This is a genomic window from Microbacterium cucumeris, from assembly GCF_058349845.2.
This window is the reverse complement of record NZ_JBYRIZ020000003.1, coordinates 177,190-189,822: the sequence shown is the minus strand read 5'-3', so window position 1 is coordinate 189,822 and position 12,633 is coordinate 177,190. Positions and strand designations below refer to the sequence as shown.

The following is a 12,633-nucleotide window of genomic DNA, read 5'->3' as shown; positions in this document are numbered from 1 at the left end:
ACCGACGTGGACCGACTGGTCGTGATGAGGACGTTCGCGGCTGTCGCGCGCGCCGCCACGTTCAGCGGTGCCGCAGCGGATCTGGGCATCTCGCCGTCGATGGTCTCCCGGCACGTCGCCGACCTCGAGGAGCAGGTCGGCGTGCGTCTGGTGAACCGTACCCCGCGCTCGGTCTCGCTGACCGCAGCCGGCGTGACGTATGCGGAGTTCTGCGAGCGGATCCTGCAGGAGATCGACGAGACCGACGCACAGATGTCGAACACGCAGGGTTCGGCCGAGGGTCATCTGTCGGTGATCAGTCCGAAGTGGATCGGGCTGATGGACCTCGGCACCGCCGTGGGGGCGTTCGTCGAGGCGCATCCGGCCATGCGGGTGCGGCTGGAACTGGGCGGCATCTCGGACCGGCTGTACGACTTCCTGGACCGCGGGTTCGACGTGGCATTCCACGCGCGGGATCCGCGGGACTCGCGGGTGCGCGTACGGAGGATCTCGGAACTGCCCTTCGTCCTCGCGGCCTCGGCGGACTATCTCCAGCGCCGCGGCACCCCAAGGACGATTTCAGAGCTGAACGACCACGACCTGCTCAGCCACACGAGCGATCAGGCCTGGCGGCTCGGCGAGGGTCCGGACCTCGTGCACTTCAAGGTCACGGATCCGATCGTCACGACGAACGCGTATCTCACGCTCGAGCAGCTCATCGAGTCCGGTCGCGGAATCGGCATCATTCCTCGGCGATCGGCACGGCGCGCGCTGGAATCCGGAACCGTCGTCGAAGTGCTGCCGGAGTTCCCGGTGCAGTCGCGGTCGCTCTACGCCGTGCACGGCCCCGGCGGGCAGACTCCCGAGCGCGTCAAGGTCTTCCTGGACTTCATGAGCGACTGGTTCCGCAGCACCCGCGTGGACTGAGCTCGGCCGAAACACCGAATCGACCGTCGTGCGTTCACGGCGTGCGCTGCCCTGCGCGCGCCTATGCGGCGACCCCGTGCTCCCTCGCCGATGAGTTCGGCGAGGGAGAATCCGAGAGATAGAAGAGGAACATGCAGGACATCGCGATCATCGGCGCCGGGCCCGGAGGGCTCGTGACGGCGCTGCGGCTGCACCAGCACGGCATCCGTCCCACCATCTACGAGACGGTTCCCGAGCTCAAGCCGCTCGGCGTGGGCGTCGACATCAAGACTGTCGGGACCAAGGAGCTCGACGAGCTGGGGCTTCTCGATGAGTTCCGCGCCATCTCGGTCGACGCGAAGGACTCGATCTTCTACAACCACTTCGGCCAGGAGATCTATGCCGAGAAGTGCGGTGTCCACATGGGTTACCTGCACGAACAGAGGTTCGTGCATCGGGGAATCCTGCAGATGTTGCTCTACCGGACCGTGCTCGAACGGCTCGGCGAGGACGCCGTCGTCCTCGGCGCCCGGGCGGTGCGCTACGGGCAGGACGCCGAGGCGGTGACTCTCGACCTCGAGCACCGTGACGACCGCCGCGAGCAGGTGCGACACGACGCGGTCATCGCAGCCGACGGCATCAAGTCGGCTGTGCGACGGCAGATGCACCCGGAACTCGCCGAGCCGGAGTTCTCCGGGATCACGATGTGGCGTGGCACGACGCTGCGAGAGCCGTTCCGCAACGGTCACACGATCCTGCACCTCGGCGACCCTCGGATCTCCACCATGGTCGTCTACCCGATCGCCGAGGATTTCGAGGGCTCCGGGCTCGACCTGATCAACTGGGTCGTCGAGACCAACGGCGAGGAGACGATCGAGGACTGGAACCAGGTGGCCGACCCGGAGCAGATCATCGGCGCCTTCGACACGCTGAAGCTGCCGTTCCTGGACGTCCAGCAGCTCATCCGCGACGCCCGCGAGGTCTACCTGTTCCCGCTGATCCGGCACTTCCCGCTGGACACCTGGGTCGACGGCCGCGTCGTCCTGTTGGGCGATGCGGCCCACGCGATGTACCCGCGCGGCGGGAACGGCATCACCCAGGCGATGCTCGATGCCCGGGTGCTCACCGAGAAGCTCGTCGCGTCCGGCGATCCCGCGACCGCGTTCTCGGCTTACGACGCCGAGCGGCGCGAGGTCGCCAACCGCATCGCCGACAACATGCGCGGAGAGGGGTACGAGGTCATTCGGCGCATGGTCGCCGAGCGCACCGACGGCAAGCCGTTCGACGACATCGAAGAGGTCCTGCCCCTGGCCGAGGCGGACGCGATCTTCAGCCGCTACCACGCGCTCGTGGGTTCACCGCGGCCGGGGCACGAAGCCGGCGAGGCGACCGGATTCCGCACCTGGCTCGATGCCCAGGAGGTCGCGCCATGACCACGACGGAGGACATCGAGCTCGCGATCCGCCTGGAGATCCTGGAGGTCGAGCGCCGGAGGCAACAGGCGCTCATCGACGGGGATCTCGAGACGCTGGACGCCCTGTTCGACGAGGAGCTCGTGCATATCCACGCTCCCGGACTCACGCACACCAAGGCTCAGCTGCTCGAGCACGTCGGCACCCGCCGGGCCTACCTGGACATGACCCGCGGCGAGCTGTCGATCCGCCTGGTCGGAGACGTCGCCATCATGACGGGTCCCATCACCAATCGACTGCGCAACCCCGACGGTTCCGAGCGGACCCTGAGCGGCGTGGCGACCCAGGTGCTCAAGCGCGGAGCCGACGGGGCGTGGCGCTTCGTGAGCTTCCAGATGACGCCGATGGGCGAACAGGTCTGGGGAGCGCTGCCCAGTGAGGAGGGGGCGGAATGAAGCTCGCCCGCTTCCGCATCGCCGATGGCGAGGTCCGTCTCGGCCGGGTCGACGGCGATGGCATCATCGACCTGACCGAGCAGTTCGGTGGCTCCCTGCGCGCGTTGCTGCCGTCGCTCTCAGAACGCGGAGACGAGATCAGGGCGGTGCACGGCCCCCGTCATCCGCTGTCGGAGGTCACCCTGCTCGCGCCGATCGACGACCCGCAGAAGTATCTGGGCATCGGGATGAACTATGCCGCGCATGCCGAGGAGGCGCGGGCGGCCGGCATCCCGATCCCGACGAGCCAGCTGTGGTTCAACAAGCAGGTCTCGTGCCTGAACGACCCGTTCGGCGTCATCGTCAAGCCCGCCGTTTCGGACGAACTCGACTACGAGATCGAGTTGGGTGTCGTGATCGGCGTCCGCTGCAAGAACGTGAGCGCCGCGGAAGCGCGCTCGGTGATCGCGGGATATGTCGTCGCCAACGATGTCTCGGTGCGGGACTGGTTGCAGAAGCTGTCACCGACGTTCACGCTCGGCAAGTCGTTCGACACGCACGGACCGATCGGCCCCTGGCTGACGACCGATGACGAGATCGACGACCCGCTGGCACTGCGGATGACGCTCAGCGTCAATGGCGAGGTCCGACAGGACTCCGACACCGGTGACATGATCTACGACATCTACGAGCAGATCGCCTATCTCAGCCAGGTCATGACCCTGATGCCGGGAGACGTCCTCGCGACCGGCACGCCCTCGGGCATCGGTGCACCGACGCGGAACTGGCTCAGGCCCGGCGACGTCGTGCGTGCCGAGATCGAGGGGTTGGGTGCGATCGAGAACACCGTGGTGGCATGAGCCGCCACTCCATCGAGATCGCCGCGTTCGGGCACGAGAACCCGATCCCGGTCGCGAGCCGGATCGGTCCGTTCTTGGCCTCCGGCGCACTGACCGGACGGGATGCCGAGACGCGGCGAATGCCTGTATCCCTGGACGAGCAGTGCCGGAACGTCTTCAGATACGTCGACGCGCTGATGAATGCCGCGGGCGGTTCGACGGACGACATCCTCAAGCTCACGGTGCACCTCGTCGACTACCGGGAGCGCACGGCGCTGAACCGCGAATGGCTGGCGATGTTCCCCGACGCCGCGTCGCGTCCGGCTCGGCAGGTGCTCAGAAGCGAGCTCGACGGCGGGGCTCTCATCCATGTCGATCTCCTGGCTGTGCTGTCCGTCCCGGGGACCGAGCGTCCATCCGCCTGAGCGGCGGGCCGATCCACGCCCGGTACCACGGCGCCGCCCGCGTTTCAACGGTCTGTGCACGCGGTGGCGCAGCGGTCGAGAGTCGAGGCATGAGCATCAACGACACCTTCACTCCGCCCACGACGACCGACGGACAGGCGATCTGCGATCGCCTGGACGCCATCCATGCCGACCTGCGAGAGCTCATCGCCCAGCAGGGCACTCAGGGGCTCGGATGGGACGGGGGACAGACGACCGTCGCGCCGGACGGCACCGGCGGAACTCCCGTCTGAGCGGGTTCAGCCCTCGCGACGGCGGACGATCTCGCTGATCCAGATCGGCGCGAACGGCGACGTGCACCCCGGCGCGGTCGGATAGTCGGCGAGAACCTGAAGCTTCTCGCCGATCGCCAGCGCGCGCTCGCGCAGTGCGGGGTGGAAGATCCCGATCTGGGCCAGCGTCTCGTTCATCGCCCACTGCAGGCGGGCGGGTGCGTCCCTCATGTCGCGCTCGATGATGTCGAGCAGGTACTCCAGGTCGAGGCCGTCGGCATCCTTCGCGACGCGCACGCTCGTGAGCGACCACGCCGCGGCGGCGACGGTGGGATCGCCATCCTCGAACCAGCGCAGCCGCAGCTCCTCGGCGTGGGGCGACTTCTTGGCGAGGTAGTTCACGAACCAGTCGTTGACCTTCGGCACCTCGGTCTCGCGCACCATCGCATCGAGTTCGTCCGCGCTGAAGTCCTTCACGCGGCAGATGAGCATCGACAGCAGCCGGGGAGCGGTCTCGCCCGTCGCCCACAGCTGGACCGCGAGCGGGTGGTCGGTCTTGATCGTCTTCGCGAGGGCGCGCAGTCGCGACAGGTTGATGCCGTGGTCGTCGCCGCGCTTCTCGTTGGCGGCGCGCATCTTCGGGTCCTCGAGGGCGGCGAGGTCCGCCAGCGCCTGGTCCAGTCCGGTCATCTTCCCAGCGTACGTCGCGGGCCGAACGGACATGGCCGGTCGCGCCCGCCGGTCGAGCCCTGCCCGTCCGAGTTGACGAGGGCTCGACGCGTAGATGAGAATGATTATCATTCCGGCTGATCGATCGCGCGGTCCTCGCGTCACGCGCTGATCGCGTTCTGCCGGAGTCCCGCCATCCCGACAATGTCGGCACCATGCCCGGCGAACGGATCCACGAGCCCGATGACCTCTTTCACCAGCCGCACCGCCGAGACGGCCAGCCGCGTTCCATGGCGCGGTGAATACGCCGGAAGATCCTCGACCGGCGCGGCCCTCGTGCTGATCGGTCTCGCTGTCGTCCTCGTCGTGTCGATGTTCGTGGCGATCGGACTCGGCTCGGCTGTCATCCCCCCGGAGGACACGGCGCGCTACCTGTGGGCCTCGGTCACCGGCGGTGCGATCCCCGCGGACGAGGCGACGCGCTACCAGATCATCTGGCAGATCCGCGCTCCGCGCGTCCTTCTGGCTGCCGTCGTCGGCGCCGGGTTGAGCGCGGTTGGTGTCGCGATACAGGCGCTCGTGCGAAACTCGCTCGCCGACCCCTACATCCTCGGTGTCTCCTCGGGCGCGGCAGTAGGAGCGGTCACCGTGTCGCTGCTCGGGGCCCTGGCAGGACTCGGCATCTACGCGGTCTCCGTCGGGGCGTTCATCGGAGCGCTGCTCGCGACCGTGCTCGTCTACACGATCGCTTCCGGCCGCCTCGGCTTGACGCCCCTGCGGCTCGTGCTGACGGGAGTCGCGCTGTCCTTCGGATTCCAGGCGGTGATGAGCGTCATGATCTACTTCGCCCCCACCAGTGAGGCGACCTCGACAGTGCTGTTCTGGACGATGGGCTCGTTCGGCGCCGCGCAGTGGGGGTCGTTGCCGGTGGTGGCTGTCATGGTCGTCGCGGGCATCATCGTGCTGCACCGCGGAAGCCGTGCACTCGACGTGATGTCGCTGGGTGACGAAGCGGCCGCGAGCCTGGGCGTGGACGCGTCGCGGTCGCGAAAGCTCCTTTTCGCGGTGACGGCTGTCATGACCGGCGCGATGGTTGCGGTCAGCGGCACGATCGGCTTCGTGGGTCTGGTGATCCCTCACATCACCCGCATGATCGTGGGCGCCACGCACGCCCGCCTGCTGCTGGTCGCGCCCTTCGTCGGTGCGATCCTCATGGTCTGGGTGGACCTGCTCGCGCGCACTCTGGTCGCTCCCCGCGAGCTGCCGCTCGGTGTGCTGACGGCGCTGATAGGTGTGCCCATCTTCATCGTGCTCATGCGCCGCCGCAGCTACGCCTTCGGGGGACGTTGATGGACCTGCGCATCGAGAATCTGGACATCGAGATCGCAGGTCGTGCGCTCGTGCACGACCTCGACCTCCGCGTCGCGGAGGGCGAGGTCGTCGGCCTGGTCGGTCCGAACGGTTCCGGGAAGTCCACGGCGCTGCGTGCGGTGTACCGCGCTCTCGTGCCCGCCGGCGGGGTCGTCCGCATCGGTGGCGACGACGTCCGCGAGCTGTCCCTGCGCGAGAACGCCCGACGCGTGGCCGCACTGACGCAGGAGGGCGGATCGGACTTCGACTTCACCGTCGAGGAGACCGTTGCGCTCGGCCGCACTCCGCACAAGCGCGGCAACGAACCGCTCACCGCTGAGGAACGCGACCTCGTGCGCGCGGCCATGCAGCGGATGGATGTCGGGCACCTGGCGGCGCGCGGCGTCCTCGGTCTCTCCGGTGGAGAGCGGCAGCGGGTGCTCATCGCTCGTGCTCTCGTGCAGCAGCCGCGGGTACTCGTGCTCGACGAACCCACGAATCACCTCGACATCCGCCATCAGGTCGACCTGCTCGGCCGCATTCGCGCGGACTCGCTCACCACCGTGGTCGTGCTGCACGATCTGAACCTCGCGGCAGCCGCCTGCGATCGGATCGCGGTCATCGCCGAAGGCCGGCTGGCCGCCGTGGGGACACCGCATGATGTGCTCACGCCGTCGCTGCTCGCCGAGGTGTTCGGCGTGGCGGCGACCGTGATCGCGCACCCGCTCACGGGTGACCCTCAGATCCTCTTCGCGCTCGATCAGGGCGCATTCTCATCCGGCGTGCATGCTGCGCACAACACGAAAGGCCTCTCCCTATGACTGACCGCATTCGATCCCGCCGGCGCGTCGCCGCGCTCATCCCCGCGACGGCGATCGCGCTGATCACCACTGCGTGCGGCGCCCAGATCGAGGATGCACCCGGCGTGGAGGCGTCGGCGACGGTGAACCGTTGCGGCGAGCCCGTCGAATACACGACCCCGCAGCGAGCCGTCGTCTACGAGGGAGGAAGCGCCGACAAGATGTTCGCGCTCGGTCTGACGGATCACGTCCTCGGGTACGTCATGCCTCCGGCCAATCCGCCGGTGAGCGAGTCGCCCTGGGCGGAGGAGTACGAGAAGGTCGAGTTCCTCTCCGATGACTTGCTCAATCGTGAACTCGTGGTCGATGCGGACGCCGACTTCGTCGTCGCCGGCTGGAACTCGGGCTTCTCCGACTCGCGCGGCATCACCCCCGAGATCCTCGACACCCTGGGCATCCAGAGCTTCATGCACTCGGAGACGTGCTTCAACTACCCGGGATTCCCCGAGCAGCACACGCCGTTCGAAGGGCTCTACACGGACCTGGAGCGGCTCGGCGAGATCTTCGGCGTCGAAGAGCGCGCGGAGCAGATCATCTCCGAGTACAAGGAGCGGGTCGCCGCGGTCCAGGAGCAGGCGCCGGACGGCGACCCGATCAAAGTCTTCCTCTACGATTTCGGCACCGACAAGCCGTTCACCGCTGCGAGCCAGGTGCCGCCGAACGACATCATCCGCTATGCCGGCGGAGAGAACATCTTCGGCGATGTCGAAGCGCGCTGGACAGAGGCCACCTGGGAGGCCGTGGTCGAGGCCGAGCCAGAGGTCATCATCATCCTCGAATACAAGGACCAGCCCGCCCAGGAGAAGATCGACTTCCTGAAGTCCAATCCCACGACGGCCTCGCTCCCCGCGGTGGTGAACGACGAGTTCTACATCCTCGACTACAACGAGGCCATCTCCAGTCCCCGCAACATCGACGGGCTCGAAGGGTTCGCCGAATATCTCCGTGAGTATGCCGAGGCACGCTGAACGAAGCCGGGCCGGCGGCCGGCGCACTGCCGCCGTCGCCGGCCCGGCGAACCACCATGTCCTTCCCTGACGCTCAGCACGATTCGCCCGTTGCGGACGCGCGGATCATCCGAGCCCTGTGGCCGGTGCTCCTCGCCGCCGTCATCGGTCTGTTCCCCTTCACCGTCTACTCCACATTCCTCGTCCCGATCGCTGGGAGCGCCGACCAGGATGCTTCGATCGTCGGAATGCTGCGCGGACTCGGCGGGGTCGCCGCACTCGTCGTCGGCGTCGCTCTCGCTCCGCTCATCGCACGCTGGTCCGCCCCGTACGCCGCGGCGACGAGTCTGGCGTTCCTGGCGATCACCAGCCTGGTAGCCACGCTCGGATCGCTCCCCGCCTTCGTGATCTTCTGCATCGGGATCGGTGCCGCGACCGCGATCCTCACGCCCACCCTGCTCACGATGGCGACCACGATGTTCTCGCGTCGCGGCGACTCCGGACGGGCGGCGACGATGGTGACCGCGACGCAGTCCCTCGCCGCAGTTCTCGCAGCCCCCGTCATCGGTGCGATCGGTTCCTGTGGCGGATGGCGCGGTACGCTGTGGGTCACTGCAGGCCTGGCGGGGGTCACGGCGACGCTCTTCCTCCGTGCGGACCGGAACGAGGAGGTGCGGGACACGGCACGCCTGGGGTACAAGGATGCGTTCGGGCTGCTTCGCCGCCGCGGCGATCTTCTGGCGCTCATCGGCATCGCGTTCCTGCGTACCACCGCGTTCATGGGGTACCTGGCGTTCCTCGCCCAGCACTACCACGACCGATTCGAGCTCGACCCGGTCGCGTTCACTCTGGTGTGGACGCTCAGCGGAGCGTCGTTCTTCACGGGCAACTACCTCGCCGGTCGCTGGGCGAGAAGAGCCGGCACACGGCGGCACCTCCTCTATGGGGGCCTCGGCGGCGGAGCCGTCGCGCTCGTGGTCGTCTTCACCGCCGATGCGCTGCCTGTCGCACTCGCCGCCACCGCTCTCATGGGCTTCAGTCATGCGATCGTCGCCGCCCTCATCACCACTCTGATCGCAGAACGCGGAGGAGAAGTCACGACCGCCGCCTACAGCATCAACGGTGCAGGAATGAGTCTCGGGGTCTTCGTCGGCGCCGTCCTCGCCGGCGCGGGGCTGGCGCTGGGTGCTGGGCTCGGCCTCGCGATCGCACTGCTGGTTCCTGCTGTTGTCGCCCTCGCGCTGATACCTGCCGCGCTGGGATCGCGTTCAGCAATCGGCTCCGGATCTCGGTCGCGTCAGGAGGCGTCCTGATCATCCCCGACGAGCTCGCCGCGGATGCGGCGCAGGTCCTCCAGCAGTGAGCCGATCAGGATCCAGTGCGCGGAGGCGGGTGGCTTCACCTGCAGCGGCGCTGTCAGAGCCGGGACGGCCGAGGTCAGAGTCTCGGGTTCGGGGGCGACGTCCGCGATCTGCACCTTCAGGCGCACGTCGTGACCCGCGCGGCGCAGCTGCTCCGCGATGGCGTGCACGGTGGGCTCGTCCCCGAGCGCATCGTCGTAGTGGTCGAAGTACGCTCGCGTCATGCCGATCACCTGGGTGACGATCGGCGACAGCGTGGTCAGCAGCGCGCGCATCTCCCGCAGGTCGTCGCGGTGCGACGAGCGTCGCGGGTTGAGCGTGAGCGACTCCTCGCCCGCGGCGATGGACGCCTCGGCCGCCGCCTGCATCGGCCTCAGCAGCCGCGCCTGCAGCATCAGCTCCTGCAGCTGCGCGGGAGTTCGTACCGAGGGGAGGGCTTCCGCCAGGCGGTCGAGGCTCGCGGCCAGTTCGGCGCCGAGCAGTCCGAGGTCGCGCCGGGCGGGCGCGACCAGCACGGGCGGCACGATCAGGGCGTTCACGATGATGCCGATCACGACCCCGATGAGCGTCTCGACGATGCGGTCGACGGCGTACTGCGGACTCGACGACCCCAGCGCGAGCACGAGCATCGCCGAGATCGCGACCTGGTTCCCGGTACCTGGAGTCGCGCGCAGCGCCCAGGCCACGAGCATCGCCACGACGATGGCGAGCAGCACCACCCAGCTCTGCGGTCCCAGCAACAGGCTCAGGCCGACCGCGATCAGCACGCCGGCGATCACTCCGACGCTGCGCTCGAGCGCCTTGGTCAGTGACTGGTTCACGCTGGGCTGCACGACGAGGAGGGCCGCGATGGCTGCGAAGACGGGCAGTGGCCCCGGCACGAGCCAGCCCGCGATGAGCCAGGCCGCGATCGTGGCGACCGCGGACTTGACCACCTGCAGCAGAGGAGCCCGTCTCGCACTGCGCACCGCCGCCGTCATCCGCATGCGTCCACGTTAGCCCCGTGTCACAATCGGGCATCGGGAACTGAGGCGACCCTAACCTTCTGTTAGATTAGGGCAGGCTTACCAAAGCTTCAGGCGCTTCGCGCCGCACCCAGACCCCGATTCCGAAAGGGATGCCCGTGCGCACCTCTCGTCTCCTCGGCCTCGCCGCCGCCGTCGTGCTGGCCGCCGGCCTTTCCGCCTGCGCGTCCTCCGCACCTACCAGCACCGACGTCGCGGGCGGCAACCCCGCATCCGACGGCGCGTTCCCCGTGACGATCGAGCACGTCTACGGCGAGACCACCATCGAGGCCAAGCCCGAGCGCGTCGCCACGGTGGCCTGGGCCAACCACGAGGTGCCGCTGGCGCTCGGCATCGTGCCCGTCGGCATGAGCAAGGCCACCTGGGGAGACGACGACGGCGACGGCATCCTGCCCTGGGTCGAGGATGCACTCGAGGAACTGGATGCCGAGGCGCCGGTGCTCTTCGACGAGACCGACGGCATCGACTACGAGGCCGTCGCGGACACGAAGCCTGACGTCATCCTGGCCTCCTACTCCGGTCTCACGCAGGAGGAGTACGACACGCTCTCCAAGATCGCACCAGTCGTCGCGTACCCCGGCGTCGCGTGGGGGACGTCGGTCGAGGACATGATCACCATGAACTCCGAGGCGCTCGGGCTCGCCGACGAGGGCGACGCGCTCATCGAGGACCTGCACGCGCAGACGGATGCCGCTCTCGAAGCGCACCCCGCGCTGAAGGACGCGAGCGTCCTCTTCAGCTACATCGACCCCAACGACCTCAGCCAGATCGGCTATTACACGGCCGCCGACACGCGTCCAGGGTTCCTGCACTCGATCGGCGTCCCGATGCCGGCCATCGTGGAGGAGAACGCCGACAGCACCGAGTTCTACCTGACCACCAGCTCCGAGGAGGCGGACGCGTTCGTTGACGTCGACCTGTTCGTCACCTACGGCGACGAGTCGATCATCCCGGTGCTTCAGGCGGACCCGCTGCTGTCGAAGATTCCCGCTATCGCCGAGGGGCGCATCGCCATCCTGGGCGACGCGACGCCCCTCGCGGCGTCCGCGAACCCCTCGCCGCTGTCGATCCCGTGGGGCATCGAGGAGTACTTCGCCCTGCTCGAGGCCCCGCTCGTCTCCGAGTGACCTCAGCATCCGTCACCGCAGCACCGGGCACCGTCGACCTTCGGCGCCCGGTGCTGGTGCGCGTGCTCTGGCTGCTGGCCGGGCTCGGCGTCGTCGTCGTGCTCAGCATCCTGTCCCTGTCCTTCGGCGTGCGCGCCGTGACCGTCGACGACGTCGTCGGCGCGCTGGCCGGACACGACGACACGATCGCCCAGGCCGCGATCATCAAACGGATCCCGCGCACCGTCCTGGCGATCCTCATCGGAGCGGGCCTGGCGCTGTCCGGCGCCACCATGCAGGCTGTCACGCGCAACCCGATCGCCGACCCCGGCATCCTCGGCGTCACCACCGGCGCCTCTCTCGCGGTCGTCATCGGAATCGCGTTCCTCGGACTCTCCGACGCGAACGGCTATCTGTTGGTCGCGATCGTCGGCGCCGCGCTCGCCGCCGCCTTCGTCTACACGGTCGGCTCGCTCGGACGCGGAGGGGCGACGCCGCTCAAGCTCGCCCTGGCAGGGGCGGCGACTTCCGCCGCCTTCGCCTCGCTCATCAGCGCGATCATGCTGCCGCGTGTGGACCTCCTGCAGTCGTTCCAGTCCTGGCAGGTGGGCGGCGTCGGCGGAGCCGAATGGCCGCGCATCGCGATGACCGCGCCCGTCCTCGCCGTCGGCGCCCTGATCTGCTTCGCCTGCGCACGTGGCATGAACTCGCTCGCGCTCGGCGACGACATGGCCGCCGGCCTCGGCGAGCACGTGTTCCGCACGCGTCTCGTCTCGGCGATCGGCGCCGTCATCCTCGCCGGAGCCGCGACCGCCATCGCCGGCCCCATCGGCTTCGTCGGACTCGTCGTCCCGCACATGTGCCGGATGCTCATCGGCACGGATCACCGCTGGCTGCTGCCGTTCTCGGCCCTGGCGGGATCCGTGCTGCTGCTCGGCAGCGACATCATCGGGCGCGTCATCGCGCCCTCCTCCGAGGAGATCCAGGTGGGCATCATCACCGCCCTCGTCGGCGCCCCGTTCTTCATCTGGATCGTCCGCCGCCAGAAGGTGCGCGAACTGTGACCGTC

The 12,633-nt window shown here is 68.3% G+C and carries 14 protein-coding genes; 12 read left to right on the top strand and 2 right to left on the bottom strand.

Annotation, left to right across the window (positions count from 1 at the left end):
• Positions 1-6 precede the first annotated feature (6 nt).
• The 6 genes from AC3RXZ_RS09995 (at position 7) to AC3RXZ_RS09970 (ending at position 4,267) form a co-directional block, all read left to right on the top strand.
• On the top strand, positions 7-906 hold the full coding sequence (locus AC3RXZ_RS09995) for a LysR family transcriptional regulator (protein ID WP_491493912.1): 900 nt from the start codon (positions 7-9) through the stop codon (positions 904-906).
• A gap of 131 nt (positions 907-1,037) precedes the next feature.
• Complete coding sequence (locus tag AC3RXZ_RS09990; RefSeq protein WP_491493911.1) at positions 1,038-2,318, top strand: FAD-dependent monooxygenase; 1,281 nt, start codon at positions 1,038-1,040, stop codon at positions 2,316-2,318.
• Positions 2,315-2,752 carry a YybH family protein gene (locus AC3RXZ_RS09985; RefSeq protein WP_491493910.1) on the top strand — a complete coding sequence of 146 codons (438 nt, stop codon included), beginning with the start codon at positions 2,315-2,317 and terminating at the stop codon, positions 2,750-2,752. Before AC3RXZ_RS09990 ends, AC3RXZ_RS09985 begins: the two co-directional genes overlap by 4 nt.
• Positions 2,749-3,591: a fumarylacetoacetate hydrolase family protein gene (locus AC3RXZ_RS09980; RefSeq protein WP_491493909.1), complete on the top strand. Its 843-nt coding sequence runs from the start codon at positions 2,749-2,751 to the stop codon at positions 3,589-3,591. The genes AC3RXZ_RS09985 and AC3RXZ_RS09980 overlap by 4 nt, the downstream gene beginning before the upstream one ends.
• A complete protein-coding gene (locus AC3RXZ_RS09975; RefSeq protein WP_491493908.1) occupies positions 3,588-3,995 on the top strand; it encodes a RidA family protein in 408 nt (135 codons plus the stop codon). The genes AC3RXZ_RS09980 and AC3RXZ_RS09975 overlap by 4 nt, the downstream gene beginning before the upstream one ends.
• 89 nt (positions 3,996-4,084) lie before the next feature.
• Positions 4,085-4,267 carry a hypothetical protein gene (locus AC3RXZ_RS09970; RefSeq protein WP_491493907.1) on the top strand — a complete coding sequence of 61 codons (183 nt, stop codon included), beginning with the start codon at positions 4,085-4,087 and terminating at the stop codon, positions 4,265-4,267.
• A 6-nt stretch (positions 4,268-4,273) separates the two neighbouring features.
• On the opposite strand, the gene AC3RXZ_RS09965 is transcribed toward AC3RXZ_RS09970, so the two are convergent.
• Positions 4,274-4,936: a DNA alkylation repair protein gene (locus tag AC3RXZ_RS09965; RefSeq protein WP_491493906.1), complete on the bottom strand. Its 663-nt coding sequence runs from the start codon at positions 4,934-4,936 to the stop codon at positions 4,274-4,276.
• Positions 4,937-5,158: 222 nt separating this feature from the next.
• Between AC3RXZ_RS09965 and AC3RXZ_RS09960 the strand changes: the two genes are divergently transcribed.
• The 4 genes from AC3RXZ_RS09960 to AC3RXZ_RS09945 are packed head-to-tail and all read left to right on the top strand — an operon-like array spanning position 5,159 to position 9,385.
• Positions 5,159-6,265, top strand: coding sequence for a FecCD family ABC transporter permease (locus AC3RXZ_RS09960; RefSeq protein WP_243228917.1), 1,107 nt, complete (start codon positions 5,159-5,161; stop codon positions 6,263-6,265).
• Complete coding sequence (locus AC3RXZ_RS09955; RefSeq protein ID WP_243228919.1) at positions 6,265-7,086, top strand: ABC transporter ATP-binding protein; 822 nt, start codon at positions 6,265-6,267, stop codon at positions 7,084-7,086. Before AC3RXZ_RS09960 ends, AC3RXZ_RS09955 begins: the two co-directional genes overlap by 1 nt.
• Positions 7,083-8,093 (top strand): ABC transporter substrate-binding protein, encoded by a 1,011-nt coding sequence (locus AC3RXZ_RS09950; protein WP_491493905.1) that lies wholly within the window; start codon positions 7,083-7,085, stop codon positions 8,091-8,093. Before AC3RXZ_RS09955 ends, AC3RXZ_RS09950 begins: the two co-directional genes overlap by 4 nt.
• A 56-nt stretch (positions 8,094-8,149) precedes the next feature.
• Complete coding sequence (locus tag AC3RXZ_RS09945) at positions 8,150-9,385, top strand: MFS transporter (RefSeq protein ID WP_491493904.1); 1,236 nt, start codon at positions 8,150-8,152, stop codon at positions 9,383-9,385.
• Here AC3RXZ_RS09945 and AC3RXZ_RS09940 read toward each other — a convergent pair.
• Positions 9,370-10,419: an FUSC family protein gene (locus tag AC3RXZ_RS09940; protein ID WP_491493903.1), complete on the bottom strand. Its 1,050-nt coding sequence runs from the start codon at positions 10,417-10,419 to the stop codon at positions 9,370-9,372. The genes AC3RXZ_RS09945 and AC3RXZ_RS09940 overlap by 16 nt on opposite strands.
• A 137-nt stretch (positions 10,420-10,556) precedes the next feature.
• On the opposite strand from AC3RXZ_RS09940, the gene AC3RXZ_RS09935 reads away from it, so the two are divergent.
• Complete coding sequence (locus AC3RXZ_RS09935) at positions 10,557-11,585, top strand: iron-siderophore ABC transporter substrate-binding protein (protein ID WP_491493902.1); 1,029 nt, start codon at positions 10,557-10,559, stop codon at positions 11,583-11,585.
• Positions 11,582-12,628: a FecCD family ABC transporter permease gene (locus AC3RXZ_RS09930; RefSeq protein WP_491493901.1), complete on the top strand. Its 1,047-nt coding sequence runs from the start codon at positions 11,582-11,584 to the stop codon at positions 12,626-12,628. Before AC3RXZ_RS09935 ends, AC3RXZ_RS09930 begins: the two co-directional genes overlap by 4 nt.
• Positions 12,629-12,633 lie beyond the last annotated feature (5 nt).

Excerpts from the sequence above, each read along its gene's own strand:
- AC3RXZ_RS09955 (WP_243228919.1), top strand. The coding sequence starts at position 6,265 with ATGGACCTGCGCATCGAGAATCTGGACATCGAGATCGCAGGTCGTGCG.
- AC3RXZ_RS09950 (WP_491493905.1), top strand. The coding sequence starts at position 7,083 with ATGACTGACCGCATTCGATCCCGCCGGCGCGTCGCCGCGCTCATCCCC.
- AC3RXZ_RS09960 (WP_243228917.1), top strand. The coding sequence starts at position 5,159 with ATGACCTCTTTCACCAGCCGCACCGCCGAGACGGCCAGCCGCGTTCCA.
- AC3RXZ_RS09970 (WP_491493907.1), top strand. The coding sequence starts at position 4,085 with ATGAGCATCAACGACACCTTCACTCCGCCCACGACGACCGACGGACAG.
- AC3RXZ_RS09945 (WP_491493904.1), top strand. The coding sequence starts at position 8,150 with ATGTCCTTCCCTGACGCTCAGCACGATTCGCCCGTTGCGGACGCGCGG.
- AC3RXZ_RS09940 (WP_491493903.1), bottom strand. The coding sequence starts at position 10,419 with ATGCGGATGACGGCGGCGGTGCGCAGTGCGAGACGGGCTCCTCTGCTG.
- AC3RXZ_RS09965 (WP_491493906.1), bottom strand. The coding sequence starts at position 4,936 with ATGACCGGACTGGACCAGGCGCTGGCGGACCTCGCCGCCCTCGAGGAC.
- AC3RXZ_RS09980 (WP_491493909.1), top strand. The coding sequence starts at position 2,749 with ATGAAGCTCGCCCGCTTCCGCATCGCCGATGGCGAGGTCCGTCTCGGC.
- AC3RXZ_RS09985 (WP_491493910.1), top strand. The coding sequence starts at position 2,315 with ATGACCACGACGGAGGACATCGAGCTCGCGATCCGCCTGGAGATCCTG.
- AC3RXZ_RS09990 (WP_491493911.1), top strand. The coding sequence starts at position 1,038 with ATGCAGGACATCGCGATCATCGGCGCCGGGCCCGGAGGGCTCGTGACG.
- AC3RXZ_RS09975 (WP_491493908.1), top strand. The coding sequence starts at position 3,588 with ATGAGCCGCCACTCCATCGAGATCGCCGCGTTCGGGCACGAGAACCCG.